This window comes from Nocardia sp. CA-120079, assembly GCF_050955745.1.
Lineage (GTDB): Bacteria > Actinomycetota > Actinomycetes > Mycobacteriales > Mycobacteriaceae > Nocardia.
The window spans coordinates 5,021,696-5,048,452 of the sequence record NZ_CP192088.1; the positions used below are offsets into that span (position 1 = coordinate 5,021,696).

Here is a 26,757-nt window from a genome sequence, read left to right on the forward strand (position 1 = left end):
CGACGGGAACGGCAAAGCCCCCGCACAACCGCCGGAAAACCGGTGGGGTGCGGGGGCTTTGACAGGTGAGGTGGAGATCGACAGTGGCGCGGGTCAGGCAGTGTCAGGTGCGCTCGTGCGGGCGCGATGGTGACCGGTGCGCCGGGTGCGGGTCAGCGCACTCGCCTCGCCACTGCGGCCTCGGGTGGCGTGAGGGGAGTAGCAATCACAGTGCGGGAAGGGCTGCTCGCAGTCGAAGCACCAACCGCACCACGTGCAGTGACGGCCTCGCCGGTCGAGGTCGAACTCCCGGCACCCACCGCAGCGCAGCCGGTAGCGGTCGGGCCAGCGCCGCGACATCGGCTGATAACTGGTGTTGGAGTACCAGATCCGGTCCTCCCAGATCCCGGCCTGCTCACCGAAGAGGTAGGCGCGGTGCTGGTAGGTGGGGTCGACGGTGAGGATCAGCAGCTTGCTTGACCCCAGCCACGACGCCAGACCGCGGGCCCCGCGGTGGGTGTCGATCGACCCGAACGGCTGTGCGGCCAAATATTCCTCGGCCGCGATCCGGGTATCCGACCGCGGATCGTAGGCGCGCGGATGCACCCGTTTGGGCAGGGTCCCGTTGTGCGCCAACACCGTTCGTGGATCACCACCGAGCCGGAACGGATGACAGTTCTCGATCGAGCGGACACCGCGTGTGGCGTAGCGGGAATGGAACAACGCGTACCCGTCGGGATACCGCGCACGCAAACCGGTGAACTCCTCGATCAACGGCTCGGAATCCATGCTGTGACCGATGCGGATGCCGTCGCCGATGATCAGGGCGTACCCGTGGCCGTGATGGTTGGTGTGCGCGCCGATCCGCAATGGATGCGGATCAGGGGCGATACCGGGCGGGAAGCAGGTCAGCAGGCACATGCGAGCTCCAATTCACGCAACTGTTCGGTCAACGGCAGATACGCCGGGCGCTCATCAACCCACGTGGCGAAACGCGCCCACTCCCACGCACCGGCACGCACGTCGGGGATGCGCAGGGCGCGGGTGTAGTCGATCGAGGCCGCGGTGAACGCCAACGTCGCCTGCACCCGCCCGACATCCAGCGACGCCGCGAAGATCCGCAACTCGAGGGTGTGACGCGGGTAGGGGTTGATGGCCTGATACCGGTCCAGGCCCAAGGCGTGGACGTGGTTCTTGGCGGTGTCCTTGACCCTTGAGCGCGCGGCCCGGTCGAACGGGGCGTAGCGGGAACGTCGCCGCGCCAGCCGGGTGACCTCGGATTCGTTGCGGTACAACAACTTCATCCACCGGAACACATGCGCGGGGGACGCGAAACCTGCGCGGCTGGCATGCACATGCAACCCGACGCCGGCGTTCGTGCCGCAGCCGAGATCCTCGAGTTCGCCCAGCAAGGCCCAGGGGAAACGGTCGAGGGCGTAGCTGTAGCTCATCGGGTGGGACACGAGTTCGAATCCGCCGGGCTGGATCGAGGAATCCCGCTTCAAATACCCCAGCCCGGCCAAGCGGTCGGTCGCGAGCTCGACTGCAGCGTCGTGGATGTCGTCGGGGACGACGATCTCGAGTTCGAGCCCGAGAAACAGCGGCCCTTCGCCGTGGAAACGGGGATCGGGTTTGAAGCTGTAGTTACGCACCCGCGCCGGATGCGCACACAACTCACAACCGCGTTGCCCGCGCAGCAGCGTCCCGCACTCCCGACACGAACCGAACCCCGTCGCGCAGCGGACACAGGCTCGCAGCCCACCAGAGACATAGCGGCTCGCGGAACTGTGGCGGCCACAGTTGAAACACCGGTCGAAGAACGCGTCCGCGCATCGGTAGCACACCGTTTCGTCGGTGTCGGTGCGCTCGTAGGGATGGGTCAACCGAGCACACGACACACACCCGCTCCACCCCGCCGTGCACCTGCCGCACAGTCGACGGTCATCAGCGGTCTCGGTGAGACACAGCACCCGGTTTGCGCAGCCATCACACGACGGCAGCTCGCCGAGACACGGTGGGCACACTGACTGGTCCTCGACCGGATATCGCGGACCGCTCCGGCGGGTCCGGCACACCGCACACGCGGTGGTATCGAGTTCAGGCATGACAGAACACCTTTCGCGGAAACGAAAGAACGCCAGATCCGAGCGAGGGAATCGCTCGAACCTGACGTTCGACAGGACAGGACAACGGCAGACAGACGCGGCGACCGGGGACCAGCGGTGGGGTCTGGTGCGTGGTCACTAGAAATGCAGCTGTGCCGATCGGCGGCCCGCCGCAGCCGATAGATGAGGTGGCGGAGTGGATGCTCATACCCCACGAATCAGGAAACTTGCCAACAGCACTGACCACGCAGCTGCTCAAAGCGGGTCAGACGCAAGGATTTGAGAAACCTTCGACAGCAGATCACCCGCGCCGTAGTTTGATTACAAGACCGGTGCAATGGGAGGAACCGTGATGCGTGTCGATGCCGAATTCACCAGTGGCGCAGTGGCCTTGCGGGGTTGGCTGTATCGGCCCGAGCAGGCGTCGGGGCTCGTCCCGCTGGTGGTGATGACGCACGGGTTCGCGGGCGTCAAGGAATGGGTTGCCCCGTTCGCCGAAGTGTTCAGCAAGGCTGGTTTGGCTTGTCTTGTCTACGACCACCCTGGATTCGGGACCTCTGATGGTGAACCGCGTTTCGAGGTCGACCCTTTCGGGCAGATCGAGGGCTACCGCGATGCGATCACCTTCGCCCAGACTCTCGACGGTATCGACCCCGAACGCATCGGCATCTGGGGAACCAGCTTCGCGGGCGGCCACGTCCTGGTCGTCGCGGCGACCGATCGACGGGTGCGCGCGGTCGTATCACAGGTGCCATTGACCAACGGGTGGGCCAACTTCCGCAGCTTGGTGCCCACCATCATGCTGCCGACCGTGCATGCGGCCATCGCCGCCGACCGCCAGGCCCGCGCCTCCGGTAAACCGCACCAGACGATCAAGGCGGCCTCCGATGATCCGACCGAACTCGTCGCCATGCCCGGTATCGAGGTCTACAACTGGTTGATGGCCAACGGCCCGCAAGTCCCGACCTGGCGCAACGAGGTCACCCTCTCCAGCATCGATAAATTCCAGTCCTACGCCCCAGAAGCGTTCCTGCGCCGCGTATCTCCGACACCGTTGCTGATGGTGATCGCCGATCAGGACACCCTGACACCCGCCGATATCGCGCTGCAGAGCTACGCCGAGGCACTGGAACCCAAACAGTTGGCGCTGATCCCCGGCCCGCACTTCGCCGTGTACGAAGAACAGTTCGAGCGAGCATCTAGTGTCGCTCGGGACTTCCTGCTAGCCAAGCTGAGTGGACAGCGTCCGCCCCGGCTCGGGTGAGGCTCGCAGGTTGTTAGAGGTGCATCGCGCAACGAGCCAACGTGACGGGCGGTAACGCGTAGGATCTTAGGCGGGAGAATCAGCGGGCGAGCCCAACCAGGAGGCTGGCCATGTCTTTGCGTCGCCCACCGCGGTCCCCGCGGACACCTCGATCCCCAGAAGTCCTTGAACGATTGGAACGCTCGCGGGAGCGTATCCGTGTACGACGAGAAGAGGCACGCGAGAGAGAGCGAACAATCGCCGACGCGGTGAAGCGTTACCTCGATCATTGGCAAGCGATCACAGCCTGCGAGACCGCGCGTGATCAAGAAGTCGAGGCGCTACGCCAGCAGATCAGCGTGGTCGAATCACGAACCGCCGAGGAGATCGCCCGGCATCGAGTCGATCAAGCTCTTGCCGCTGCTCTGATCCGTGACCTAGGGCAAAGCGATGACGACGTGGCCGAATTGCTCGAAATCAGTGGCAAACATGCCCGGCAATTGATCAACGCTGGACGCGCAACTGGCAGTACAACATCGCCGAAAACGTCATCGAAGGGCACCACAACGCCGACTCAGCCGCCATATCGGGATGCTCAACATGTCGATGTGAATCCCGTGCCGGGAAACCTTGCGGGCCAAGGTGGCACCGAATCAGACGATGGGCAGGAGTCCAGCGGCAAGGACGACTCACCCACTCACCAACCTGTTGACACCGTGTGATTAACGACTCGAGGGCACTCGAGGCTGAAGATTGCACGCGGATGTGCGCGACCATGGCCTCGCGCGGAGCGGAAGGCCACAGATGGACCCCAGATCCAACTTCACGAATGAGCGTTTTGTTCGTATCAACAGCCTCTGATCCCGTGGCGACCTCAAACGTTGGCGTAGCCACCAGCGTTCCACACGAACCATCGGAAGTGCTGAGGTGCGAACGCCTGCCTGGCGGGAACGCCTGGCGCCGGAGAGAAGGGCCAGAACGCCGATCCGCAGCGGTGGCAGTAGAACGCTGACTGCCACACACTGTGAGCGTTGCGGCGGCCGCGAGATATACGCCCATTGCGACGACCCCGTAACGCGGCAACACCAAGGACGAACAAGCCCGGGGCCGCTATCCCGCCGACAAACAACGCTGCTCCAGCCAAGAAGCCAACGTGCGTTGCTTCAGGGTTATTCGACGTCGCCGCAGATGCAATACTCATAACGACGACCAACAGTGCAGGCAGCAGCAACAACAAGCCGAGCACGGTAATCCGCGCCACCGGACGCTGATTGGGTTCGCGTGCCAGACTGCGCGCCAATGCCGTGGTATGAGTACGTTCGACCGTCGCGCTCCCGAACACGGGAACCAGGCCGTTGGCCGCTATTCCGACACCGGAGTAGAGGTCCATCCCGGAACTAGTCGACACCCCGTCCGAGTGGACCGCTGGCACACTTTGGATCAAATCCATGCGACCGCAGGCCGGGCAAGAAATGTCGATGTCCATGCCTGCGTCCCCTCCCGACGGTGGCGCGCCGCGGTGACGTCTGCTGCGCAACAGCGTCTCCGTTGATAGCCGATGCTGTGGCGAATGATCCTTATATGGAACACGGCGCGCAGCCTGATGTCGAGGGGAGTGGCGGCTGTCGGCGTGTTTGGCGGGAACGCTGCGAGGCTTCATCGGTTTCCTCCCTGGGATCTACTTATGTCCAATGGCAGTTCGCTGGCGAAGGCGATGGTGAGTCGGTTGTGACGCGAATTCCCTTGAGCCGCAAGGACAGTGGCGAGGCAGGCAGGGCCGATACGTCCGATAGGCGTTCGCCCGGGTATCCGGGCGTCTATTCGGGTATCGCGATCGTGATTGGAGTGGGCGATTTATCCGTGTGTTGTTGCTCTGCATCGGGTACAGGATCATGCGGTTGGTGACGGGACTTCATGGTGTTGCTGTCGATGTCGGGTTCCTTTTCGTTCGATCAATTGGTCCGGAGTCGTCGTGTCCGGGTCGCTGATCGCTGCCGCGTCGCTGAGCATTCGGCTGATCGTCGACCGGCTCTTGTTGAGCTCGCGCGAGATTCGGGTGGGCGACCAGCCGTCGAGGTGGTGATGAGCCAGCACCTGTGCCACCAACTCGGGGTCGCGGCGTCGGGCCGGGTCTCGTGCGCACAGAAGCACGGCCACTTCGGTGAACTCGTGGTGGGTGCGCTCGACAGGCTGGGGTGGCGTGCGCACGGCGTCGGTGCCGGTGGCGGGCTCCGGTCGAGTCGGCGTCGGGAGAGTAGCTGGTGGTGTGCATGTTTCCAGCGGTGGGGAGCGTCTGTGGGTGGCCGGACCGCTGTTGCGGTGGGTGCTGGAGTGGGCAAGGGCCAGCAGCGCGACAGTGGACTGTGCCATCGACCCTTCGATGATCAACGGCCACAGCCACGCTTCACCGTGCGGGACACCGGCGGTGATCGCCAGCGACCGCAGGGCGGTGAACGACAGCCAGAACGCCCCGATGGCAATGAATGCGGTCATAGCGGTCGCGACCACGTGGGTACCGCGGGCTCCGTCGTGCGCACCCAGCAGCACCGAGACACCGTGCACCGCAGCCAGCAGCGCCAGGGGCGGAATGACCGCGACCGCCGCGGCGACCGCGGGCAGCGCGGTGTCGTGCAGGAGGGCTTGGGTGGCGTTGCCGGTGATGCTCACGATGGCCGCTGCGGTGAGCACGGTCCAGAAGAACGCGTGCGCACGCGGCTTGCGGGCGGTCGGGGCAGGCCGTGCGGTGTGCACGCCGCCGTGAGCTGAGTCGATGGATTCCTCAGGCATGGAACAGCTTCCTTGTGCGACCTGGGTCAGCGTGCGGACGAGGCATGTGTGCTCGGCTGGTGTGCGGATGCGAGTGGATGTGGTTCGCCGGTCATGATCGACAATGCGGCGGCTACTTCCTGCAGCGACGACTTGACGTAGGTGGCAGTGGCGCCGCTGGTCTTTCCGCGGTGCCCGGCGTATTCGCGGGCGACGGCGAAGCTGAAGGTGCGCTCGACCCAGGTGAGGGTGGTGTGGCGCAGCCAGTGCATGGTGATGCCTTGGGCGGCGACCCAGGGCAGGACCTCGCCGATGCGGTTCCAGATGTTGTCGTATCGGCGTGTGGTGATCGGTTTTCCGTTGCGGTAGCGCAGCAGCTGTCCCGATTGTGGGCTGTTGCGTTTGGTGGCGTGGTCGAGCAGGTGCCGCATCAACGTCGGTGATACGGGCTGCCAGCGGTGGGCGCCATCCTTCTCGCGCAAGTACACCAGGCATTGGTCGGGGTCGAGGTCGTGCGGGCGCAGCGCGAGGGCACCGCCACGGCGGCAGGCTGTTTCGATGTGCAGGCGCAGAATCAGCGAGTCGAGTTCGGGGTCGTCACCGGTGGTTGCGGTGACCTGGCAGATCTCGGCGAGCTGGCCCGAGGGGATCGCGTATCGGTGTGAGGGACGTCGCACCGGCATCGTGAGCTGACGGGCTGGGTTGTCGCACGGGCGAATCCACCCGTGGTCCTCGGCATAGCGGTATACACAGCGCACAGCGCTGACGAAGTGCTCGACCGCACTCGCACCGCCGCGGGACGCGCGGTTGACGCGGGCACCGAGTTGGATCGCGCGTGCCATCTCGTCGAGGTCGGGTTTGCTCACCTGATCGAGGCGCCGGTCCGGCCATTGCTGTTCCAACCGGTCCAGATGGGTGCCATAGGTGCGTCTGGTGCCCGCCTTGAGCGTTCCGCGGACACGGGGAACGATCTCACCGAAAGTCGGCACCGTCGCCCCGACGGTGACGAGGTCGGCGGGGGAGATACCCATCTGGGTCAGCAGCAGTCGTGCCGCGGCGATGGTTTCCGCGCTGGCGGTCGGTGTGTTCATCGGCGCACCGCCTCGAGCAGTCGCAGGCTGGCAGCACACAACTCATCGAGTGCGGCAGGCGGGTGAATCAACAACTGCTTGCGGGCACGGTGCCCGATCAGCAACGTGCGGTCCCCGACGAACAAGCTCACCTGCCGCCGCAGCCGATACGGGATGCGGAAGTAGCCACCCGCGGCGATAGCGGTGTTTCCGTCGAGGGCCGGTCGGGCCAGCAGCACTCCAGCGTCGAGGCGGGTCAGCTCCAGACAGGTGCCCGGTCGCCAGTCGAGGGCGGCGAAGCCGAGCTTGTCCAGGACGCGGCCGCCGTCGCCGAGGGTGCAGATCCCGTAGACGACATCACCGTCGGCAGGGCGCACCGTCTGTCTCTCGGGCAGCGGGCCGTGGATGAGCTCCTGCAGCGGGGACTGAGGCGGGATGACGGGCGCGATCATCGGCGATCACCTGCGCCAGCAAACATTCGCGAGGGGGCAGATGTGACGCAATCCGGCAGATATGCCAGGAATCGGTGCAGGTCAGAACGTGTTTCCACTGGTCGGCTCCTGTGTGTGCAAGGGCACTCGCACACAGAGCACGAATTTCTGTCACGTTTGACGTGAATCTGTGCGCGAGAGGGGATTTGCGGCACCAATTCGCGACAGGAATGACAGATATACGTGTTCGAGTGGCATCGAATCCTTATCGCCCCGGGCGCCGTCTAATTCAGCTCGTGTCGACAGTCGTGACTGAGGTGAGGGAGCTATTACCCTCACCTCCAACGGATTCCGGACACGCTGACCAACGCTTCCGTCAGGTGTGTGGCGGTGGCCTACCGGCTTTCGGTAAGGTGGAAGGCGGGAGAATCAGCGGACGGGTGGTCTGGAGCCTCGTATGCTCACGCCTCGTCCCCCCGCTCAGATGTCATGCGTCTTGTCGCTGATCTGTCCTTGCCGGCCTCTCGTGGAGGGCCGCGAGAACGATAGCCACAGTTACGGACTGACGGCGTCGCGAGTTTCTGGGGACCAGCAGACACCAATTGATCTCCTCGTCCATCTCCCCGGAGTTGTCGTCAGCGGATTGCCCTGTGACACATCGGACTCGCTCGCGGTCGTCCACGGTTTCGGATCTGTCGGGGCTGGTGACCGGAGATTGCCGCTACCGGAACAAGTTCCTTGGACGCCTCCGCATTTCAGTATCGATTCGCGACAGAGCGCGTCTCTTCGCACCCTACCGCTGACTGCTGGTCGTCCGTTCGATACCGGCCTCGATCAGGCGGATGCACCAGGAGTGCTTCGACATGGCTGTGGGCGTTCTGGGCATTCCGTAATGCTCAGTCCCGCAATGCGCTTCGAGAGCGGAGGCGCTGACCGTGTGCGCTAGCCCCAGCAATCGGCGCGTTAACCATCGCGGGGAAGGGCCTGGCATCATCAGAGTCGACTGCCCGCAAACCCCGCCCGAGCTGAACGACGACGCGGCGAGGGTGTTGCTTCACCTGCTGGTTCGATATGCCCGCGAACACTCCACCGAGAGGGAAGACGATGCCGACCGAGTCCAACGAGTGGGCCGTACTCGACGAGCTGCTCGGACTCGTCCCCGAGGCCGCAGACAGCAGCGGTGACAAACAGTTCGCGTTCTATGGTCGCTGCTCGACCGAGGACAACCAAGACCCCGAGACCTCGTATCGGTGGCAGCGGGGCAACGCGGAGAAGTTCGTTGCCGAAGCGTCGATCATCGAGGACTACTTCGACATCGGACAGTCGCGGTCGGTGCCCTGGCACCGTAGAAAGGAAGCCGCACGACTTCTGGCCGACCTGAAGAATCCCGCCAGAGGTTGGACCGCCATCGTCGTGGGCGAGGGCACGCGTTGCTGGTTCGGCAACCAATTCAGCCTCGTCGCGCCCCGCCTCCACGCTCAAGGGGTGCAGGTTTGGGTGCCCGAGCTCGGTGGTCGCTTCGACCCGCGCAACGTGACTCATTCGATGATGATGAGTATGCTCGGCGGACTGAGTGAGTCCGAACGCCAACATGTCCAGCAGCGCACTCGCGCCAGCATGGACGCTCAAGTCCTCAACGAAGGCCGACACCAAGGCGGACGCGCGCCGTATGGCTACATCGTGGTCGACGGCCCACCCCATCCCAATCCCAATCGGGCCTCCGATGGGCTGAAACTGCGGATCCTGTCGATCGACGCAGCCACCGCGCCGGTGGTACAGCGGATCTTCCGTGACTACCTTGCCGGCTGCGGCGACAAGGCCATCGCGATCGCGCTCAACCGCGAAGGGGTGCCGTGCCCGTCGGCACATCGGCCCGAGCAGAATCGGCACCGGTCTCGAGATGGATGGCAGGCAGGCACGGTCGCCGCGATCTTGCAGAATCCCCGCTACACCGGATACGCCGTCTTTGGCCGATGGACCAAACACGAGGAACTTCTCGATCCCGACGACGCTGCCGCCGGCAACATCACCCGATTCCGGCGCTCGCCCAACCAGCGGATCGTCCGCTCGAAGAAGCCGGCTCACCCAGCCATTGTGTCGGTGCAAACCTTCACGACCGCCCAATTGACACGCAGGCGCCGGGCTGGCACCGGCAACCGTGCGCGCAGTCGCCTGGAACGCGCACGCAAGCCGTCGCCGCGCGAGTATCTGCTGCGAGGGCTGGTCCGCTGCGACGCATGCGGCCGTAAGATGCAGGCCGAGGTGGTCAGCAGCATCGTCTACTACCGATGCCGCGCCAAGACACTGGCCCCCGCAAGCCCAGCCTTGGCGCAGCACCCGCCGACGGTCAACTTGCGCGAAGACACCATCACCTCATCGATCGACCGCTGGCTGGTTACCGTGTTCGACCGCAGACACCGAGATCACACCATTGCTATCCTGCTCGCCGCCCAGAACGACGACGACCGCGACGCGCAGCGTGTACTTCTGCGGCGGCGTATCGCCGACGCCGAGGCCCGGCTCGGACGCCACCTCACCGCCATCGAAGCAGGTGTGGACCCACAAGCCCTGGTCGCCGCCATGAACGCCGCACAAGCAGACAAAGCGGCAGCCCATGCAGAACTACATAATCTGCCGAGCACGCCTCGGCTGACCGAAACCGAGATCCGCAAGCTCATCGACTCCCTCGGCGACATCTCAGCGGTACTCGCGGCAGGCGCACGATCCGACAAAGCAGCCCTGTATCAAGCCCTGCAACTCCACATAAAGTTCCAGCCCCAACAACAGGTCGCCGTTGTCGGGGCTGATCTTGGGTTTAGCACTGGTGTCCGGAGGGGGACTTGAACCCCCACGCCCGATAAAGGGCACTAGCACCTCAAGCTAGCGCGTCTGCCATTCCGCCACCCGGACCGGTGTGCTCAGCAAGGTTATCGGATGTGGCGGCGTTGACCAAATCGCGGGTTTAGCTGGTGATTCTCGGTTTTGCGCGGTCGTCTTGCCTGAGCTGGCGACGAGTACCTACTATTCGAGCCAGTACTTACCGATACGCGTGGGCAGGTAGCGATGGGTGCCAAGAGATCCGGACCGTACTTCTGCGGCATCGACGCGGCGATGGATGTGGTGGGCGGGAAGTGGAAGGCGCTGATCCTGTGGGAGTTGGCGAATCACGGCGTGCGCCGCTTCGGCGAACTGCGCAAGGGTCTGCCCGGCGTCTCGGAGAAGATGCTGATCCAGCAGCTGCGCGAGCTGGAGGAGGACGGCATCGTGGATCGCGAGATCTATCGCGAGGTGCCGCCGAAGGTCGAGTATCGGCTGACCGAATTGGGCATTGCCCTCAATGCGGCGCTGGAGCCGCTGGGCGTGTGGGGCCGCGATCGCATCGACCGGATCGGCGCCGGGCGCGTCCACCTGGCCACGTGAGTGCTCATCCCAGGATCGGGAGCGTCCGTTCCTCGGCCAGCCTCGACAATGCCTCCTGCATGATCCCGGTGACGTACTCGTAGCCGCGATCCACATCCAGCTCCGGCCCCATCATTTCGTGCAGGTCGATCGGCGGCAGGAATTCGACGGTCACTTTCGTGGGCAATGGAATATGCCCGGCCAGGTCGCTGATGTTCAGTCCCCACGGCAGCGCCAGCGAAATCGGGAACACCTTCAACCGCAGTGTCCGATCCAGCCGTAGCAGCCGGGCGATCCGGTCGCCGCGGGTGAGCATCAGGGCGTTCTGCTGCGCACCGTAGTTCACGAACGGCACGATCGGCACGTTTTCCTCCCAAGCCACTCGTAGGAATCCGGTGCGTCCGGCGAAATCGAGCTGGTCCTCTTCCCAGGTGGGGCGGTGCACCTCCCAGTCACCGCCGGGATATACCAGCACCGCCGCACCAGTGCACAGCGCCGCCTTGGCGCTTTCGCGATCGGCCGCCACCGTTCCGAAGCGGGACAGGAATGCGCCAAGCAGCGGCACGGCCATCACCAGATTGTGGGCGAGTTGGTAGAAGGGGCGGTCGGGTCCGAAATAATGCGCGAACGCGAGGGTTGTCACGAGCGCCTCGGGCGAGACATTGCCGCCGGAGTGGTTGCCGACCAACAGTATCGGTCCGTCTTCGGGTATCAGTTCCATCCCGCGCACCTCGGCACGAAAGTACGCGCGAACCAGCTGCCAGGACGGTCCGATGGCGTGGGTGATGAACCCGGGATCCCGATCGTTCATATCCGCCTTGGGAACCCGCGCTCGTATCTGCTGGGCGACCCAGTCGGTCGCGCTATCGATCGGCGGCAATGGCAGGCTCGGCAGCTTCATGGGTCCGGCTTTCTGGTCAGACTTCGACTGGGACATACCCGGCAATGTCGCGACCACACAGCATCGACGATTGCGATCAGCGTGAATCGACCCGCACCCGCCTGCGATCGCGCACCTCGCGACGGCGCAGGGTGCCGGGCGGGTGCCGCCATGGCACCCTGCGGGCGGTGTCAGGTGGTAGGAAAGGGTACGTGTCTGCAACTGGCGAAGTATCCGGTCCGAACACCACATCTCGTGCCGTGTCCGAAGTGGTCGAATTGGTCAGCACGCTGATCCGGTTCGACACTTCCAACACCGGGGATCTGGCGACCACCAAGGGCGAGCGCGAATGTGCGCAGTGGGTGGCCGATCAGCTGCATCAGGCGGGGTACACGACCGAGTACGTGGAGTCGGGCGCACCGGGTCGCGGGAATGTGTTCGCGCGGTTGAAGGGAGCCGATTCCAGCCGCGGCGCGCTGCTGATCCACGGACACCTGGATGTGGTGCCCGCTGAGGCCGCGGACTGGAGTGTGCACCCGTTCTCGGGTGCGGTGCGCGACGGCTATGTGTGGGGGCGCGGCGCGATCGATATGAAGGATATGGTCGGCATGATGCTGGCCATCGCGCGCCAGTTCAAGATCGAGGGGACGGTGCCGCCGCGCGATATCGTCTTCGCCTTCCTCGCCGATGAGGAGAACGGCGGCAAGTGGGGTTCACAGTGGCTGGTGCAGAATCGGCCCGACCTGTTCGACGGGATCACCGAGGCGGTGGGGGAGGTCGGCGGCTTCTCGCTGACCGTGCCGCGCCCGGACGGCACCGACCGTCGGTTGTATCTGGTGGAGACGGCCGAGAAGGGGCTCGGCTGGATGCGGTTGCGGGCCAAGGCTCGTGCCGGTCACGGTTCGTTCCTGCACGAGGACAATGCCGTCACGATCCTGGCCGCCGCGGTGGCGCGCCTGGGCAAACACACCTTCCCCCTCGTGCTCTCGGATTCGGTCGCCGAATTCCTGGCCGCGGTCGCCGAGGAGACCGGCTTGGAGTTCGATCCGTCGAGTCCCGATATCGAGGGTCAGCTCGCGAAGTTGGGCACCATCTCCCGCATCATCGGCGCGACACTGCGCGATACCGCGAATCCGACCATGCTGCAGGCGGGTTACAAGGCGAATGTGATCCCGCAGACCGCCGAGGCGGTCGTCGACTGTCGCGTGGTGCCGGGGCGGCAGGCCGCGTTCGAGCGTGAGGTGGACGAGCTGATCGGTCCGGATGTCGAGCGCGAGTGGATCACCAAACTCGACTCCTACGAAACGACATTCGACGGACATCTCGTCGACGCGATGAACGCCGCCATTCTCGCCCACGACCCGCAGGGCCGGACCGTCCCCTATATGCTCTCCGGCGGTACCGACGCAAAGGCCTTCGCCCGCTTGGGTATTCGCTGCTTCGGTTTCGCACCGCTGCAGCTGCCACCGGAATTGGACTTCACGGCACTGTTCCACGGTGTCGACGAGCGGGTTCCGGTGCAGGCACTCGAATTCGGCACCCGGGTGCTGGAACACTTCCTGTTGAACAGCTGACGATCGAAAGGACCCACCGTGCCCGACTACTCTTACAACCCGTACGACGCGCTGCCCGAGGTGCCCAGCTTCACGGTGACCTCGGAGGATGTCGCCGATGGCGAGAGCTTCGGCAACGATCAGGTCAGCGGCGTCTTCGGCGCGGGCGGCAAGGATGTCTCGCCGCAGCTGTCCTGGTCCGGATTCCCTGCGGAGACAAAGAGTTTCGCGGTCACCGTCTACGATCCGGATGCACCGACTGCCGCCGGTTTCTGGCATTGGGCGGTGGCCAACATTCCGGCGAGCACCACCTCGCTGCCACGCGGAGCGGGTAGTGAGGGCGGTGTCCTGCCCGAGGGAGCGGTCACATTGCGCAATGACGGTGCGTTCCCAGGATTCGTCGGTGCGGCGCCACCGGCCGGGCACGGGTACCACCGCTACTTCATCGTCGTGCACGCGGTGGATGTGGAGCGGTTGGAGATCGACGAGAACGGCACACCCGCCTTCCTCGGCTTCAACCTGTTCTCGCACACCGTGGCCCGCGCCACCATCGTCGCCAAGTACGAGGTCGCCTAGCATTTGCCGGGAAAACGACTGTGGCCCTGAGCTTTTGCTCAGGGCCACCGATCGTTACGAGACGTTCACCACCGATTCGGGCAGCGGCGTGGTGTACAGCGAGGCGATCTCCTCGGCGTACTTCGCCGCGATCGGGTTGCGCTTGAGCTTCATCGTCGGGGTCAGCTCGTCCCCGCCCGGCTCCCACGGCTTGCCGACCACGGTGAACCGTTTGATCTGCTCGACTCGCGACAGCTTGCGGTTACCCGCGACGACAGCCGCCAGCACCTCGTCCAGGATCTCCTTGTGGGTGGCCAGCGCGGCCAAATCGTCGGCGGGCGCGTCGAATTCCTTGGCCCGGATGGCGGCGGTGTCCGGATCGAGCACGATCAGCGCGGAGATGAACGGTTTGGCCTCACCGATCGCTACCACCTGACCGACCAGCGAGGAGGCCGACTTGACCGCGTTCTCGATATTGGTCGGGGAGATGTTCTTACCCGACTCGTTGATGATCAGTTCCTTCTTGCGATCCACGATGCGCACATAACCGTCGGCATCGATGGTGGCGACGTCACCGGTGGCCAGCCAGCCGTCGGCGTCGAGCGCCTCCTTGGTCTTGTCGGGTTGTTTGCGGTAGCCCGGGGTGACGATGGCGCCACGCACCAGCAGTTCGCCGTCCTCGCCGAGCCGGAGCTCGAGGCCCTCGACGGCCCGGCCGACCGAACCCGGCCGCGGCTTGGACAATTCGGTGTAGGTGGCCACGCCGGTGGTCTCCGACATACCCCATACCTCGCTGACGGTGAACCCGAGTCCGAGGAAGTATTCGAGGGTTTCGGCCGGGATCGCGGCTGCGCCGGAGGCGGCGACCTTCAGGTTGTCCAGGCCGAGGGCGGCCCGCAGTTTCGACAGCACCAGCGCGTCGGCGACCTTGTACTGCGCGGCGAGCACCGGGCTGCGGCCTTTGCCCGCCAGATCGGCACGGGCGGCCGCGATGCCGGTATTGATGGCCCAGTTCGCCAGCGCCTTCTTCACCGGGCTCGCTTCGGTGGCCAGCTTGCCATCGATACCGGCCTTGATCTTCTGCCACACCCGGGGCACACCGAAGAAGACCGTGGGGTGTGCGTCGGGCAGCGCGGCGGCGATCTCGCGCGGATCCGGCACGCAGGTGATCAGGATGCCGGTGAGCAGGCTGATGGCATGGCCGGAAATGCGGTCGGCGACGTGCGCGGCCGGCAGATAAGAGATGGCGCGGTCGTCGAAGCCGACCCGCAGTGGGCCGTTGACCAGCGCGATGATCTGGGCCAGCACATTGCGGTGGGTGATCTCCACACCCTTGGACGGGCCGGTGGTGCCCGAGGTGTAGATCAGCGTGGCCAGATCGTCGGGGGTGACCGCCTGCCATGCGGCATCGAAATCGAAGTCGGCGGCCGGATTCGCCTCGAGGTCGGCCAGGTCGACCGTATCGGCGGCCGGGCCGTCCACCACCACGATGTGCTCGAGCTCGACGCCCGCGCCCTTGATCACGTCGAGGAAGACGCGCTCGGTGATCACCACCTTGTTCTCCGCATTGGTGAACAAATGCTTGATCTGCTCGGGAGAGCTGGTGTTGTAGATCGAGAACGGGGTGGCGCCCAAATGCAGTGCGGCCGTGTCGATCAGATTGAACTCGGGCCGGTTGGTGAGCATGATCCCGACGGTGTCGCCGTGGCCGACGCCCAAGCCGGACAGCCCCGCCGCCAGCGTGCGCACCCGCTCACCGTATTCGCGCCAGCTGATCTCCGTGGTACCGCCGACCGTCCGCAACGCGACCTGATCCGGTCGTAACTTCACGGTCTCCTGGAATGCCTCCGGCACCGTGTACACCGTCTTGCCGGACTCGTGCGCGAAACCGATTTCTGTTGTCGTCATCTTCCCGTTTCCCGATATCTCTGGCGTGAACCGCGCCCGGCGCGACCGCGTGGTTTCCACGCGGTTCGAGACCCGCTGCTCCTGATAAATTGCAAGGGACTCTATCTCATCGTGTCACGCGGTGGGATAGCACCGTGTGGCGCGGCTCACTCATGGTAGCCAGACCGGGGTAATCGTGCCCGTTACTTGGACGCGGGGAATGTGCGCCGACGGCGGGCCTGACCCCGCATCGTCCAGAACCGCCAGATGCGGCTCTTGCGTTTGAATACCGGTTGTACATCCGGAGCCCATGGCACGTCGCTGGTGGGGATGAGATGGCCGCGGCGTCGGCGTTTCGCATCCAGATATGCCGCGGCCCGCGCACTGAGCACCGTCGTCAGCAGCGGTTCCATGGTCACGGCCAGACCGGCGGCGCGCAGTTCGGCGACCTTTTCCGGATTGTTGGTGAGTAGGCGCACACGGGTCAGTCCGAGTTCCTGCAGGCTTTTCGCCGCGTGCAGGTAGCTACGACCGTCCGCGGGGAATCCGAGCTGCTCGTAGCTGGTGAAAGTGTCCGCGCCCGACCGCTGACTCTCCCGATAGCCCAGCGCCTTGGCGATCAGCCCGACACCGCGGCCCTCTTGCTCCAGATAGACCAGGACACCGCTGCCCTCAGCCCAGATCAGGTCCAAGGACTTGTCGAGTTCCGGCCCGCAATCGCAATCGTCCGAACCGAGCCCCTCGCCATATAGACACCGCGAATGCACCCGGACCAGACACCCATCGTCGGCTTCGCCGAAGACGAGCACATGTCCGTACTCGGCGCCGCCGGCCACTTCCATCACACGAACCTGCAGATCCTGCCCCTTGCGGGTGAGCCGATGGGCGGTCTCACCAAGCGTCGGCACAGCTGTGGTCAATGCTCCTCCGAAGACAATGGGGATAGTTGGGGTTTGCCGCCGTTTGCGGCGCGAGAAGGTTCGGGCTGCCAGCGAACGACAAACTGTAACTCGATCACCGATTTCAGCGCTGTAAATCTATTCGAGCCGCGCTATCGCGTATGTTACGCGCCGGCCGACTCCTCCCCGGCCAGGTGGACGATGCGGTCGATATCCCTAACCGACGGCATGGCGTCCGGGATGTCACCGAACGACTGTGTCGCGACCATGGCCGCGGTCGCCCAGCGGAATGCCGGTTCGTCGGCCGGCCGGCCGGTCGCGACGATCTTCGATACCAGCGCGGCGGAGAAAGCCGCCGCGGCACCCGGCGAATCTTCCAGTGCCACAGGAAAATCCGCGATATCCGCATTGATCTCGTCGGATCTGACGATGCAACGGAAGCCATCGATCACGCAGACCCCCCGCACACCCAGACTACGCAGCCGTTGCGCCACCTCGGTCCCGGACGCAGACGGATCCCCGGGCAGCAATGCGCGCAGTTCCCACGTCGAGCCGACGAGATAGTCGACGGCACCGAAATACTGGTAGAGATATTGCGGCGCATCGATCGGCGGCGAGGGGTTCACCACCAACGACGGCCGATGATCCATCTCCCCGATGGCCGCCAGCACGTCCTTGATCGCATCGGAGGGCTGCTCGAAGGTCAATACGACCGCATCCGAGGCTGCGAGCGCCTCACGAAACCGTGGTTCGCTCACCACGTGTGCTCCTTGCCAGATGCGGTCGTCCTCGCAGCCGATTTTGCTGGACACCCCCGTGCTCGTGATCATGACCGCAGAGACATTCGTCGTGGCGCCGTTGACCACTTTGACCAACCGGGTATCGACATTCTCGGTGCGTAAATAGTTGAGGATGTGCCTGCCGGCGTCGTCGTTTCCGACTGCGGAGATGAGCCGAGCCTGCAGTCCGAGGCGCGCAGCCGCCACCGCACGGTTGAGCCCCTTACCGCCCGCATGCACCTCGAAGCTGCCCGGCGTGGATTTGCCCGCCGACGGAATTTGGCCGATCCGGTAGATGTGGTCGATCACCGCCGATCCGATGACCGTGACCGCGCCACGGCGCGGCGCTACATCCGGCAGTGCGATCAGCACCTTCGGTTCGGGGGTGAACCTGTAGTTCGATGTCGAATAGGCCGCCGCGGCGGCGAGCTTGGCCGCCAATTCGGTAAATGCGCGTCGCTCGGGCGTAGCCCGCAACGAACGCACGGTCGGTGCGGACGGTACGAAATCTGCACCGTACGCCTCGTGCAGGCCCCGCCACTGTTCGGTCAGGTACACGCGACGCTCGCCGAGGTCGGCCGCGTACAGTCGCTCGAGATCTATTCCGGCTGGGGGCTTTTCACGCAACAGCCCCAACGACAGTTCGGCGTCGGCGATCAAACGATTGGTCGGATCCAATTGCCGCGCGAGGTCACGAACCACGGGCAAGACGGCTTCCTCCGCCGACAGCCCCTCCTGCTGCGCTCGCTGGCGGATGACGGATAGATCCAGCAGGGGAGCGACATCGATTTCCGTGGTGCGCAACCGATCCGCACTCAGCCCCGAGCGTTTGCTGAGCCTGGTGAGGATGTTGCGGATGGCAACCGTGCGTGAGTCCTGCTGGACCATAGGCGGGCCTGTCCTCCATGACGCTGCGATCGTTCCCTGTGCCACTCTCACGATATGCCAATCGTCCGGGGTTTAGCCGCCGAGTGAATCGGCAATTACCAACTTACAACGGCAATTGACCGTAGTGAATGGCAAATGCCACACTGAGTTACGGCGACCAAGTGTCGTCCACCAGATGACTCGGGAGGGCCTGGTGATGAGAATGATTCTGCTGATACGGCACGCACGGCGGCGCGGGGAGCCAAGGGCCGGCGGCACCGAAACCGAACTCGCTGCGAACCGCGCCACCATCTAGGCGAACGAATCGCGTTCGCCGGGACGAGATTTCACCCGATCAAGCCGACTTCGTCGCCTGCTCCATCCGACAGCAGCGAGCCCCGGCTGACCGCGACGCAGCGGTCCACCGGGACTCAGCCGAAAGCGATCGGCGACAGCTCTGGCACCCCTGGAGACAGCCGTGACGATCTACGAATGCAGCCGGTCGATGACCAGCAGCGTCACGCCCGACGAATGGGCGTGGCGGGCATGGCGCGAAGAACCGGCATGGCGATTGAGCTGGGTATCCGACCAGCTGACCCGCGAACAGGCCTGGGCCGGAATGCAATTGCAGGAGATTCTGAGCCTCCCGGACCCGGCATCGGACCACGACGCGCACGCGCGGGCATTGGCCGATCAACTCGGTATCACCGTGCAGCAGGCACTGCACACGCTGCACCAACGGATGCTCGACAGGAGGCATTCGTGACCATCTACGTAACTCACTGGTCGATGACCAGCGATCTCACCGCGGAGTCGGCCTACCGGCTGGCGGACAAGTGGGCCAAGTCGTGGCGGCTGAGCTGGCTGCCCGAACGGCTGCTGACGCGGGAACAAGCTTTGGCGGGGATGGATCTCGCGGAGATCTTCAGCACCCAGGATTTCCGGCACGACTCGACGGTTCACGCACGGGCCTTCTATTGCGCCGGCCAGATCGGAATACCCCTCGAGCTCATCGGGCTCGAATTGCTACACCGGAGGCACCCATGACCGTCGACACCACCGACTGGACCATGATCAGCGATATCACCCCCGAGTCGGCATACCGACAGACCGGGTCGGGGACCGCGGTCTGGCGACTGAGCTGGCTGCCGGATCGGCTGCTGACTCGCGAACAGGCGCTGGCCGGCATGGAGCTCGATGAGATCCTCAGCGATCCGGACATCGTGCACGATCGGCACGCCCACGCCGATGCGGCCATTCTGGCCGGGCGGGTCGGCATCATCTGGGAGCAGGCGGTGATCCTGCTGTCGAAGCGGATACTAGCTCGATTACGCCAGCGTCCCAACGGGATTCAGGACGATCCGGCGGGCTGCGAATCCGCGGGGCAGTCCCGGATGTCGCTGCACGCAGACCGGACACCGTGGGTGTTCCGATAGCGTGCGGCGCGGCGAGGCATCGGCCGCCGGGAGGAGGCGGCGGGTGCCGTAGCGGCGGGGAAGCCGCGTCAGGGAGTCGGTGCTACGACCCGATCGATCTCGTGCATGGTCGGCATCCCGTCGGCGAGAGGGCTGCTCGTTCGGGTTGCCGCCATCGCGGCGGTCGCCCACTCGAAATCCGCACGGTTCGCGGGCTGCCCGGTCCGCATGAGTCGGTAGGCCAGCGCCGCGTCGAAGGCCGCGCTGGCCGCGGGGGATGGCGCCTCCGGCCGCGCCGAAAGGTCGAGCTGGAGGGTGCCGGAGCGGACCCGGCAGGCGAGTTGCTCCACCTCGCAGACGCAGTATGCACCGCGTGCCAGTAGCGCGGGCGCGATGGTCGTCGCGAATTGCTCGCCGCCGACGCTATCGCTGTCGCCGGCCAATTCGCCGAGTTCCCACGGACTTCCGTTCAGATAGTCGATCGGCTCGAAGTGATGTCCGAGGTCCTGAAGATTCTCGACAGGGGGTGCGGGGTGAACCAGAAGGCGTGGGCGCTTCGGCATCGCACGGATCATCGATAGTGCCTCGTTGATGACCTCGGTCGGCAACTCGAACGTCATCAGCACTGCATCCGAGGACCCGATCGCCGCGCAAACCTGCTCGCTGCGCAGATCCGCGGTGCCGAGCTTGGCGCCGTCGGCCCGGCCGATGAATGCCCCCGCGCCATTACGATCGACCATCACGACGGCAACCGGTGTGGTTCCGGGAACGACCTTGACCAGTCCGGTGTCGACGTTCTCGCGCCGCAGATACTCGATGATGCGACGGCCGCTGTCGTCGTCTCCGATCACGGTGACCAGGCGGACTCGCAAGCCGAGGCGGGCCGCCGCGACGGCCCGATTGAGTCCCTTGCCCCCGACTTGCGCCTCGAATGTCCCGCTGGCCTCGGAGCCTTCGGAGGGCATGGTGTCCGTGCGGTAGATGTGATCGATGACCGCGTCACCGATGACGGTGACCACGCCGTGCGGATGCCACTGTTCGGCACCGGTGACCATGCGCCGCCCCCTATGGTGCTCTCGACTTGTCGCACACCAGCTTAGGCCGCGCACGCGCGAAATGGCATGTCCCGCAACAATACATCGGCCGCACGAAACGACCGGTCGGGATCAGGTACGTGCGACGTGGTCCGCGCCCACTGCCTCGGCGATGCAGTGGTAACCGGCTTCGCGCAGTCGCTGGGCGATACCGCGGTGGATGTGGCGCATCCAGAACGGTCCGCCGTAGATGAAACCGGTGTAGCCCTGCAGCAGGGTGGCACCGGCGAGGATACGTTCCCAAGCCTGATCGGCGGTTTCGATGCCGCCGACCGAGATAAGCACCAGACGGTCGCCGACGCGGCGGTAGAGCCGGCGCAGCACTTCCAGGGAACGCTCGGCGACCGGGGGCCCGGACAGACCACCCGCGCCCATGGCAGCGACCTCGGCGGCCTCGGTGCGCAGGCCGTCGCGGCGGATGGTGGTGTTGGTGGCGACGATCCCGGCCAGGCCGAGTTCCACCGCGAGATCGGCGACGGCGTCGACATCGTCGTCGGACAGGTCGGGGGCGATTTTCACCAGCACCGGAACTTCGACGCTGTCGAGGACGGCCTGCAGGACCGGGCGCAGGGATTCGACGGCCTGCAGATCCCGCAGGCCAGGGGTGTTCGGCGAGCTGACATTGACGACGACGAAGTCGGCCAGCGGACCGAGCAGCGAAGCACTCACCGCATAGTCGGCTGCGGCGTCGGCAGGCTCGACGATTTTCGTTTTACCGATATTCGCGCCGATCGGGACTCCGCCGCGACGGTTGCGCAGATGTTCGGCCGCCGCCGCGGCGCCGTGGTTGTTGAAACCCATCCGGTTGATCAGACCGTGGTCGGCGGGCAGCCGGAACAGCCGCGGTGCGGGATTGCCGGGCTGGGCCTGCGCGGTGACAGTGCCGATTTCGGCGAATCCGAACCCCAATGGCGCCCAGGCGTTCACACCGTCGGCGTTCTTGTCGAATCCGGCGGCCAGCCCGAGCGGCGCCGGGAAGTCGATGCCGAAGGCATGGTTGCGCAGGATCGGATCGTCGGTGGTCAGCACTCTGGTCATCGCCCAGCGCGACGGCGCGAACCGGGCAGCCAACCGCATGGCTGTGAACGCCAGATGGTGGATGCGTTCCGGCGGAAGCAGGAACATCAGGCGCAGCAGCAGTGAATACATGGCCTCACATTCCCGGTTCGGGCTGGGGTAGTAGTGCGGTTTTTCGGCGCCGCAGCAGTACCCGCCTGCTGCCGTCGGTGTAGGCGCGCACCCGCGACAGTTCCCAGCCGCCGAATTCGGCTTGGATGGCCAGCCGCATCGACGCCGTCACCCGGGTCACCTCCGGTGGGAGTCGCAGCGGCACGTATTCGTAGTCGTCACTGGTGGTTTCCCAGCTCGCCGGTAGCGCTGCGCGTGATTGTGGCGCCATCACTGCCCTTTCTTCCGCTGGTCCGCGCGGATCCGTTGCAGACCGTCTCCGGTCGCGGAACCGACGAACAGGTCACCGGTGCGCTCGTCGATGGTCACCGAGTTCGGCTGTCGAACCGTCGGATAACGGCCCACCTCTTTCGGTATACCCGTCGACAGGTCGAATCCGACGACTTCGTTGCTCTGGGTACACGTCACCCACACGGTGTCGGACCGCTGATCGTAGGCAAGCGCGTAAGGCGACGATCCTACCGGGAATCGCTGCCGCAGTACGAGCGGTCCGGCAGTGTAGACCAACAGCTCGTCACCCGCAGTGTCGGTGACGATGATCCGGCCGAACGGGTCGGTGATCAGATTGGTTGCGCCGTCACCCGCGCGCAGTGCCAGGCCGAGGCGGTCTTTGCCGAGGTCGAGCTGGGTGAGCGAGGTCTGGCGGCGGTCCAGGACCGAGACATGGTCGCCGGTGACGGCGAGTGCGTCGGCGGAGGCCAGGCCGGAGATGGTTTCGGCGACCTTGCCGTCGGGGGACAGTTCGCGCACCTTGCCGTCTGCGGTGCCGACGAACATCGTGCCGTCGTCGCGATAGCGCACCGATCTGGCATCGCCGTCTACGGGCACCTCGGTGGTGACGCCGGTGGTGATGTCGACGCGCATGATCCGGTGGTCGCCGGGGATCAGCAATTCACCCGGCTTGCCCTGCGCCAAGCCGACACCATGGGCGGGCAGCAGGAGGGTGCGCATCGCCACGTCCGGCGCGCCGGTGGGATCGACGCGGGTGAACGTAGCGGGGTCGATGACGAACAACATCGTGCTGGTGTCATGGCCGGCTTCGAGCGCGACCAGTCGTCCCGTGCCCGCCTCGGCGAACAGTCCGCCGACCGGGTTGTGAAGCCCCCACACATCCCCGGCGGGATGCGCACGCTGCTCGGGGGCGACCGCCGCGGTGGCCGCCGGTCGGGTCTCGAGCTTGTCGCTATCGGAATCGGAGGAACATCCGGCGATCAGCGCCAGCACCGCCACACCAGCGAGCGCTGCGGGCAGCGAACCATGTGGGCGCATCCACCGAACTCCTTACTACGACGAATCATCCGCTACCGCACCATCTGACCATGATGGCGCACGTGACCGGCCTACCGGGGTCGTCGCCGGCGCAGAATGTCGGTGATCGGGGTTACGGTTGACTCGAAACAATGTCCAATTCAGGGAGATCCGGTTGAAAGCCGACCATCCATCGGGATTTGCCATCGATGACATAACCGTTGGTCCGTTTGCTCACGGATTCGGCACCACGGCCGATGGCAGGCCCTACGCCTTCCGCACCGTGCGCTCAACCGTGGAGCTGGAGATCTACCGTGCCGACCTCGACAGCGATGTGCCGGGACCGGAGGACGTGGTCGCGGTCGCACAGGCCCGCGCCACCGATATCGACCTCGACGACGAACGCAGTGTCGTAGCGCTGGTGCGCGACATGATTCCGGACGCGATACCGGTCGAAAGGGCCCCCGATCGGGATATGACAACCGTGCGTGCCCTGCTCGGGCGCATCAGTTCAGTCATTGATGGTATGTAGATGGTGATGCCAAGCACACGATTCCTCCGTTCCGCGCTGACCGCGGCCACCCTCGTCGCGGTGGCTGCGGCGTGCAGCACCGGACCGGACGAGGCCTCGGTCGATGCCGCGCGTTCCTCGGCCAACGCCTCGCTGTCGTCCTCGATCGCGGCCTCCTCGAGTGCCGCGCACCGACCGCTGCCGACGGCCGCCGAATTGGACGCGCAGATCAAACGCGCCCTTGATCCGGCACTGCCCGACTCCGAACGCACCGACCTCATCGAGGACGGCAATGCCTTCCGCGACGCCATCCCGGATATGTATCGGGCACTGCAGGACAATCCACGCGCCATCTACGGCGTCACCGACCCGGTCTTCGACAACCGCGACGGCACCCTGACCGCGACCATGCGGCTGGACAAGGACGGCAGCGGCACCGCGGTGCGCACCACCGTCGTGCATTTCGTGCTGCTCGACGGCAAGTGGAAGATCTCGCGCACCGATCTGTGCGGCATTCTGCGCTCGGCCGACTACCGCACCGCGGCCTGCGGCTAGATGATCGAATCCGGCTCGCTGCGGTGGGGACGTCTCATCCACCGCCACCGCTATCTGGTGCTGGGCACAGCCATTGTCGTGGTGCTGCTCTCGGGCTGGTACGGCCGGGATCTGGCGGGCAGGCTGACCCAGGAGGGCTGGTTCGACGAGAGCAGTGAGTCGGTGGCCGCCGCCAAGATCGCCGATGCCACCTTCGGCCGTGATACCGACAGCGACATAATTTTGCTGTACACCGCGCCGGAGGGGATGACCGTCGACGACCCGACAGTGCGTGCGGCAGTGACGAATTCGCTGAAGCAGCTGCTGGCCCGTCATCCCGACCGGGTCCTCAAGATCGACAGTTATTGGGACAGCCCCTTCGCCGCGCAGGCCACCGACGCCTCGCACACCCACGCCTTCGCCAGCGTCGGATTACGTGGGGAAGGCACCGTGACGGTCGAGAACTACACCGCGATCAAGGGTGAGCTGGGCGCTGGGCGCGCGGGCGGTGGACCCGGCGGCACCACGGTGCAGTTGGCCGGGCTGCAGCCGATTGTCGAGGGCATCAATCAGGGCATGCAGGACGATATCCGCCGGGCCGAGATCATCGCGCTGCCGATCGTGGCGATCCTGTTGTATTTCGTTTTCGGCGGGGTGGTCGGGGCGTTGCTGCCGGTGCTGATCGGCGGGATGACGGTGCTGGGCACCCAGGGCACCATCCGGATGCTCACCGATCACATCCAGGTGAACGTTTTCGCCAGTGCTGTGGTCACTTTGGTGAGTCTGGGGTTGGCGATCGACTACGGGCTGTTCACCGTGACCCGGTTCCGCGAGGAGTTGGCCGCCGGGCACAGTGTCGAGGATGCGACGGCGCGCACCGTTGCCACGGCCGGGCGCACCGTACTGTTCTCGGCCGCGATCATCGCGATCAGTCTGGCCGCGTTGTTCATCTTCCCGAACGGGGTGTTGCGGTCGGTTCCCTATGGCGGCATCAGTTCGGTGCTGCTCGCCGCGCTGTTGTCGGTCACGGCGCTGCCCGCGGTGCTGAGCATTGTCGGGCGGCGGATCGACCTGTGGGGTTGGCATCGGTTCTCGCGCACCAAAACCGAGGTGCAGATCGACGCCGGATTCTTCTCGCGGCTGGCGACCTGGGCGATGCGGCGGCCGTGGGCGGTGGTGGTGCCGATCGTGCTCGGGTTGCTCGTGTTGATCGTTCCGATTCGCAATATCGAGTTCGGCGGGATCAGCGAAAGGTATCTGTCCGCGGACAACCCGGCACGGGTCGCCCAGGAGCGGTTCGACCAGTTGTTCCCGAGTTTTCGCACCGAACCGATCAAACTGGTCGTGGTGGGCGCGAATCCGCAGCAGCTCGGCGATATTCGCTACGAGGCGAGCCGGATTCACGGTCTAACCAGTCGTTTCGAGCCGAGCGCGCCGACCGAGGACGGGATCAATGTGCTCAACGCCGGTCTCGCCGACAAGCGCGATGCGGATGCGGTGATCGATGCGCTGCGGGCGATTCCGGAACCGTCCGGGGTGAAGATCATGGTGACCGGGGTGCCCGCGCTCGAGCGTGACAGCATCAATGGGCTGCTGGTGCGGCTGCCGTTGCTGGTCGGGCTCCTGGCGGTCGCGGCGTTGGTGATGCTGTATCTGGCGTTTCGTTCGATCGTGTTGGCGCTCAAGGCCGTTTTGATGAGCGCGTTGAGTCTTGCCTCCACACTGGGCGTGCTCACCTGGGTGTTCGTCGAGGGGCACGGGGCCGGGATCTTCGACTTCACGCCGGGGCCGCTGATGTTCGCGGTGCTGGCGTTGATCGTGACGGTGGTGTTCGGGCTGTCCACCGACTACGAGGTGTTCCTGCTGTCGCGGATGGCCGAGGCGCGCGCGGACGGTGCGTCGCCGCCGGAAGCCATCCGTTACGGCATCGCCCACACCGGCGGCGTAATCACTTCTGCCGCAGCGATTCTCATCGTGGTGACCGGTGCGTTCGGCTTTTCCGATCTGGTGTTGATGAAGTACATCGCCTACGGCATGATCGCGGCACTGGTCCTGGACGCGTCCGTGGTCCGCATGCTGTTGACGCCCGCGGTGCTGAAGCTGATCTGGCGTTGAACCCTCAGCGGGCGAGAGGATCGACAATGACTGTACTGAAGGTGTTCTTCACGCTATGGGCGATCAACGGCGCGCTGCGGTTGCTGTGGCATCAGGCTTGAGATCGACTGTTCGCAGCTCGGCCGGGAACCGCCCTCCTGTGGCCGGTTACCGCGCCGAGGCGTGGTTTCGAGCGATGGATCGTTCAGCGACGAGCAGTCCTGGCCCCGTGGAGCCCGGTTACACATCGAGGAATTCGG

At 65.1% G+C, this 26,757-nt stretch carries 26 protein-coding genes and 1 tRNA gene; 12 read left to right on the top strand and 15 right to left on the bottom strand.

Annotated features, from left to right (window positions below):
• Window positions 1-93: 93 nt before the first annotated feature.
• Together ACQPYR_RS23060 and ACQPYR_RS23065 are read right to left on the bottom strand one after the other, a co-directional pair.
• Window positions 94-900, bottom strand: a complete 807-nt coding sequence (locus tag ACQPYR_RS23060) for a hypothetical protein (RefSeq protein WP_433621032.1) — start codon at window positions 898-900, stop codon at window positions 94-96.
• The gene (locus ACQPYR_RS23065; RefSeq protein WP_433621033.1) at window positions 888-1,631 is read right to left on the bottom strand and encodes a hypothetical protein; all 744 of its coding nucleotides are present in this window, start codon (window positions 1,629-1,631) and stop codon (window positions 888-890) included. Before ACQPYR_RS23065 ends, ACQPYR_RS23060 begins: the two co-directional genes overlap by 13 nt.
• Before the next feature lie 805 nt (window positions 1,632-2,436).
• Between ACQPYR_RS23065 and ACQPYR_RS23070 the strand changes: the two genes are divergently transcribed.
• Together ACQPYR_RS23070 and ACQPYR_RS23075 are read left to right on the top strand one after the other, a co-directional pair.
• A complete protein-coding gene (locus ACQPYR_RS23070) occupies window positions 2,437-3,348 on the top strand; it encodes an alpha/beta hydrolase (protein WP_433621034.1) in 912 nt (303 codons plus the stop codon).
• Between the two features lie 248 nt (window positions 3,349-3,596).
• Entirely contained in the window at window positions 3,597-4,049 is a 453-nt protein-coding gene (locus ACQPYR_RS23075; RefSeq protein WP_433621036.1) for a hypothetical protein, read from the top strand.
• Between the two features lie 152 nt (window positions 4,050-4,201).
• Here the strand turns inward: ACQPYR_RS23075 and ACQPYR_RS23080 are convergent, their stop codons facing one another.
• From ACQPYR_RS23080 to ACQPYR_RS23095, 4 genes are all read right to left on the bottom strand, one after another.
• Entirely contained in the window at window positions 4,202-4,813 is a 612-nt protein-coding gene (locus tag ACQPYR_RS23080; RefSeq protein ID WP_433621037.1) for a hypothetical protein, read from the bottom strand.
• 404 nt (window positions 4,814-5,217) lie between these two features.
• The gene (locus tag ACQPYR_RS23085; protein WP_433621038.1) at window positions 5,218-6,114 is read right to left on the bottom strand and encodes a DUF2637 domain-containing protein; all 897 of its coding nucleotides are present in this window, start codon (window positions 6,112-6,114) and stop codon (window positions 5,218-5,220) included.
• Window positions 6,115-6,140: 26 nt separating this feature from the next.
• A complete protein-coding gene (locus ACQPYR_RS23090) occupies window positions 6,141-7,184 on the bottom strand; it encodes a tyrosine-type recombinase/integrase (RefSeq protein WP_433621039.1) in 1,044 nt (347 codons plus the stop codon).
• On the bottom strand, window positions 7,181-7,615 hold the full coding sequence (locus tag ACQPYR_RS23095) for a hypothetical protein (protein WP_433621040.1): 435 nt from the start codon (window positions 7,613-7,615) through the stop codon (window positions 7,181-7,183). Before ACQPYR_RS23095 ends, ACQPYR_RS23090 begins: the two co-directional genes overlap by 4 nt.
• A gap of 1,083 nt (window positions 7,616-8,698) precedes the next feature.
• On the opposite strand from ACQPYR_RS23095, the gene ACQPYR_RS23100 reads away from it, so the two are divergent.
• A complete protein-coding gene (locus ACQPYR_RS23100) occupies window positions 8,699-10,438 on the top strand; it encodes a recombinase family protein (protein WP_433621041.1) in 1,740 nt (579 codons plus the stop codon).
• On the opposite strand, the gene ACQPYR_RS23105 is transcribed toward ACQPYR_RS23100, so the two are convergent.
• Window positions 10,417-10,504, bottom strand: a tRNA-Leu gene (locus tag ACQPYR_RS23105). The two genes, ACQPYR_RS23100 and ACQPYR_RS23105, sit on opposite strands and share 22 nt — an antisense overlap.
• A 153-nt stretch (window positions 10,505-10,657) precedes the next feature.
• On the opposite strand from ACQPYR_RS23105, the gene ACQPYR_RS23110 reads away from it, so the two are divergent.
• The gene (locus ACQPYR_RS23110) at window positions 10,658-11,014 is read left to right on the top strand and encodes a winged helix-turn-helix transcriptional regulator (protein WP_433621042.1); all 357 of its coding nucleotides are present in this window, start codon (window positions 10,658-10,660) and stop codon (window positions 11,012-11,014) included.
• 4 nt (window positions 11,015-11,018) lie between these two features.
• Here the strand turns inward: ACQPYR_RS23110 and ACQPYR_RS23115 are convergent, their stop codons facing one another.
• The gene (locus ACQPYR_RS23115) at window positions 11,019-11,894 is read right to left on the bottom strand and encodes a lysophospholipid acyltransferase family protein (RefSeq protein WP_433621044.1); all 876 of its coding nucleotides are present in this window, start codon (window positions 11,892-11,894) and stop codon (window positions 11,019-11,021) included.
• Between the two features lie 191 nt (window positions 11,895-12,085).
• Here ACQPYR_RS23115 and ACQPYR_RS23120 point away from each other — a divergent pair, with 191 nt between their 5' ends.
• Both ACQPYR_RS23120 and ACQPYR_RS23125 read left to right on the top strand, forming a co-directional pair.
• Window positions 12,086-13,447, top strand: a complete 1,362-nt coding sequence (locus tag ACQPYR_RS23120; RefSeq protein WP_433621045.1) for a M20/M25/M40 family metallo-hydrolase — start codon at window positions 12,086-12,088, stop codon at window positions 13,445-13,447.
• 18 nt (window positions 13,448-13,465) lie between these two features.
• Entirely contained in the window at window positions 13,466-14,002 is a 537-nt protein-coding gene (locus ACQPYR_RS23125) for a YbhB/YbcL family Raf kinase inhibitor-like protein (protein ID WP_433621046.1), read from the top strand.
• A gap of 54 nt (window positions 14,003-14,056) precedes the next feature.
• Here ACQPYR_RS23125 and ACQPYR_RS23130 read toward each other — a convergent pair whose 3' ends face one another.
• The 3 genes from ACQPYR_RS23130 to ACQPYR_RS23140 form a co-directional block, all read right to left on the bottom strand.
• Entirely contained in the window at window positions 14,057-15,889 is a 1,833-nt protein-coding gene (locus ACQPYR_RS23130) for an AMP-dependent synthetase/ligase (protein ID WP_433621047.1), read from the bottom strand.
• 182 nt (window positions 15,890-16,071) lie between these two features.
• Window positions 16,072-16,788 (bottom strand): GTP cyclohydrolase II, encoded by a 717-nt coding sequence (locus ACQPYR_RS23135; RefSeq protein ID WP_433621048.1) that lies wholly within the window; start codon window positions 16,786-16,788, stop codon window positions 16,072-16,074.
• Between the two features lie 143 nt (window positions 16,789-16,931).
• Window positions 16,932-18,434, bottom strand: a complete 1,503-nt coding sequence (locus ACQPYR_RS23140) for a PfkB family carbohydrate kinase (protein WP_433621049.1) — start codon at window positions 18,432-18,434, stop codon at window positions 16,932-16,934.
• A gap of 457 nt (window positions 18,435-18,891) precedes the next feature.
• Between ACQPYR_RS23140 and ACQPYR_RS23145 the strand changes: the two genes are divergently transcribed.
• Genes ACQPYR_RS23145 through ACQPYR_RS23155 form a run of 3 tightly spaced genes read left to right on the top strand, consistent with a single transcriptional unit; the run spans window position 18,892 to window position 19,849 of the window.
• Entirely contained in the window at window positions 18,892-19,179 is a 288-nt protein-coding gene (locus tag ACQPYR_RS23145) for a hypothetical protein (protein ID WP_433621050.1), read from the top strand.
• Window positions 19,176-19,460 (top strand): hypothetical protein, encoded by a 285-nt coding sequence (locus ACQPYR_RS23150; RefSeq protein WP_433520270.1) that lies wholly within the window; start codon window positions 19,176-19,178, stop codon window positions 19,458-19,460. Before ACQPYR_RS23145 ends, ACQPYR_RS23150 begins: the two co-directional genes overlap by 4 nt.
• The gene (locus ACQPYR_RS23155; protein ID WP_433621051.1) at window positions 19,457-19,849 is read left to right on the top strand and encodes a hypothetical protein; all 393 of its coding nucleotides are present in this window, start codon (window positions 19,457-19,459) and stop codon (window positions 19,847-19,849) included. Before ACQPYR_RS23150 ends, ACQPYR_RS23155 begins: the two co-directional genes overlap by 4 nt.
• Window positions 19,850-19,917: 68 nt before the next feature.
• On the opposite strand, the gene ACQPYR_RS23160 is transcribed toward ACQPYR_RS23155, so the two are convergent.
• From ACQPYR_RS23160 to ACQPYR_RS23175, 4 genes are all read right to left on the bottom strand, one after another.
• A complete protein-coding gene (locus ACQPYR_RS23160; RefSeq protein WP_433621052.1) occupies window positions 19,918-20,883 on the bottom strand; it encodes a PfkB family carbohydrate kinase in 966 nt (321 codons plus the stop codon).
• A gap of 111 nt (window positions 20,884-20,994) precedes the next feature.
• The gene (locus tag ACQPYR_RS23165) at window positions 20,995-22,071 is read right to left on the bottom strand and encodes a quinone-dependent dihydroorotate dehydrogenase (RefSeq protein WP_433621053.1); all 1,077 of its coding nucleotides are present in this window, start codon (window positions 22,069-22,071) and stop codon (window positions 20,995-20,997) included.
• 4 nt (window positions 22,072-22,075) lie between these two features.
• Window positions 22,076-22,321 (bottom strand): DUF5703 family protein, encoded by a 246-nt coding sequence (locus ACQPYR_RS23170; protein WP_040691094.1) that lies wholly within the window; start codon window positions 22,319-22,321, stop codon window positions 22,076-22,078.
• Window positions 22,321-23,379 carry a YncE family protein gene (locus ACQPYR_RS23175; protein ID WP_433621054.1) on the bottom strand — a complete coding sequence of 353 codons (1,059 nt, stop codon included), beginning with the start codon at window positions 23,377-23,379 and terminating at the stop codon, window positions 22,321-22,323. The genes ACQPYR_RS23170 and ACQPYR_RS23175 overlap by 1 nt, the downstream gene beginning before the upstream one ends.
• 154 nt (window positions 23,380-23,533) lie before the next feature.
• On the opposite strand from ACQPYR_RS23175, the gene ACQPYR_RS23180 reads away from it, so the two are divergent.
• The 3 genes from ACQPYR_RS23180 to ACQPYR_RS23190 are packed head-to-tail and all read left to right on the top strand — an operon-like array spanning window position 23,534 to window position 26,518.
• Window positions 23,534-23,890 carry a hypothetical protein gene (locus tag ACQPYR_RS23180; protein ID WP_062993124.1) on the top strand — a complete coding sequence of 119 codons (357 nt, stop codon included), beginning with the start codon at window positions 23,534-23,536 and terminating at the stop codon, window positions 23,888-23,890.
• A gap of 6 nt (window positions 23,891-23,896) precedes the next feature.
• Window positions 23,897-24,424, top strand: coding sequence for a hypothetical protein (locus tag ACQPYR_RS23185; RefSeq protein ID WP_433621055.1), 528 nt, complete (start codon window positions 23,897-23,899; stop codon window positions 24,422-24,424).
• Window positions 24,425-26,518: an MMPL family transporter gene (locus ACQPYR_RS23190; RefSeq protein WP_433621056.1), complete on the top strand. Its 2,094-nt coding sequence runs from the start codon at window positions 24,425-24,427 to the stop codon at window positions 26,516-26,518. It begins immediately after the preceding gene.
• Window positions 26,519-26,757: the final 239 nt, after the last annotated feature.

Excerpts from the sequence above, each read along its gene's own strand:
- ACQPYR_RS23060 (WP_433621032.1), bottom strand. The coding sequence starts at position 900 with ATGTGCCTGCTGACCTGCTTCCCGCCCGGTATCGCCCCTGATCCGCAT.
- ACQPYR_RS23070 (WP_433621034.1), top strand. The coding sequence starts at position 2,437 with ATGCGTGTCGATGCCGAATTCACCAGTGGCGCAGTGGCCTTGCGGGGT.
- ACQPYR_RS23080 (WP_433621037.1), bottom strand. The coding sequence starts at position 4,813 with ATGGACATCGACATTTCTTGCCCGGCCTGCGGTCGCATGGATTTGATC.
- ACQPYR_RS23085 (WP_433621038.1), bottom strand. The coding sequence starts at position 6,114 with ATGCCTGAGGAATCCATCGACTCAGCTCACGGCGGCGTGCACACCGCA.
- ACQPYR_RS23090 (WP_433621039.1), bottom strand. The coding sequence starts at position 7,184 with ATGAACACACCGACCGCCAGCGCGGAAACCATCGCCGCGGCACGACTG.
- ACQPYR_RS23095 (WP_433621040.1), bottom strand. The coding sequence starts at position 7,615 with ATGATCGCGCCCGTCATCCCGCCTCAGTCCCCGCTGCAGGAGCTCATC.
- ACQPYR_RS23100 (WP_433621041.1), top strand. The coding sequence starts at position 8,699 with ATGCCGACCGAGTCCAACGAGTGGGCCGTACTCGACGAGCTGCTCGGA.
- ACQPYR_RS23110 (WP_433621042.1), top strand. The coding sequence starts at position 10,658 with ATGGGTGCCAAGAGATCCGGACCGTACTTCTGCGGCATCGACGCGGCG.
- ACQPYR_RS23115 (WP_433621044.1), bottom strand. The coding sequence starts at position 11,894 with ATGAAGCTGCCGAGCCTGCCATTGCCGCCGATCGATAGCGCGACCGAC.
- ACQPYR_RS23130 (WP_433621047.1), bottom strand. The coding sequence starts at position 15,889 with ATGACGACAACAGAAATCGGTTTCGCGCACGAGTCCGGCAAGACGGTG.
- ACQPYR_RS23140 (WP_433621049.1), bottom strand. The coding sequence starts at position 18,434 with ATGGTCCAGCAGGACTCACGCACGGTTGCCATCCGCAACATCCTCACC.
- ACQPYR_RS23155 (WP_433621051.1), top strand. The coding sequence starts at position 19,457 with ATGACCGTCGACACCACCGACTGGACCATGATCAGCGATATCACCCCC.
- ACQPYR_RS23160 (WP_433621052.1), bottom strand. The coding sequence starts at position 20,883 with ATGGTCACCGGTGCCGAACAGTGGCATCCGCACGGCGTGGTCACCGTC.
- ACQPYR_RS23165 (WP_433621053.1), bottom strand. The coding sequence starts at position 22,071 with ATGTATTCACTGCTGCTGCGCCTGATGTTCCTGCTTCCGCCGGAACGC.
- ACQPYR_RS23170 (WP_040691094.1), bottom strand. The coding sequence starts at position 22,321 with ATGGCGCCACAATCACGCGCAGCGCTACCGGCGAGCTGGGAAACCACC.
- ACQPYR_RS23175 (WP_433621054.1), bottom strand. The coding sequence starts at position 23,379 with ATGCGCCCACATGGTTCGCTGCCCGCAGCGCTCGCTGGTGTGGCGGTG.
- ACQPYR_RS23185 (WP_433621055.1), top strand. The coding sequence starts at position 23,897 with ATGCCAAGCACACGATTCCTCCGTTCCGCGCTGACCGCGGCCACCCTC.
- ACQPYR_RS23190 (WP_433621056.1), top strand. The coding sequence starts at position 24,425 with ATGATCGAATCCGGCTCGCTGCGGTGGGGACGTCTCATCCACCGCCAC.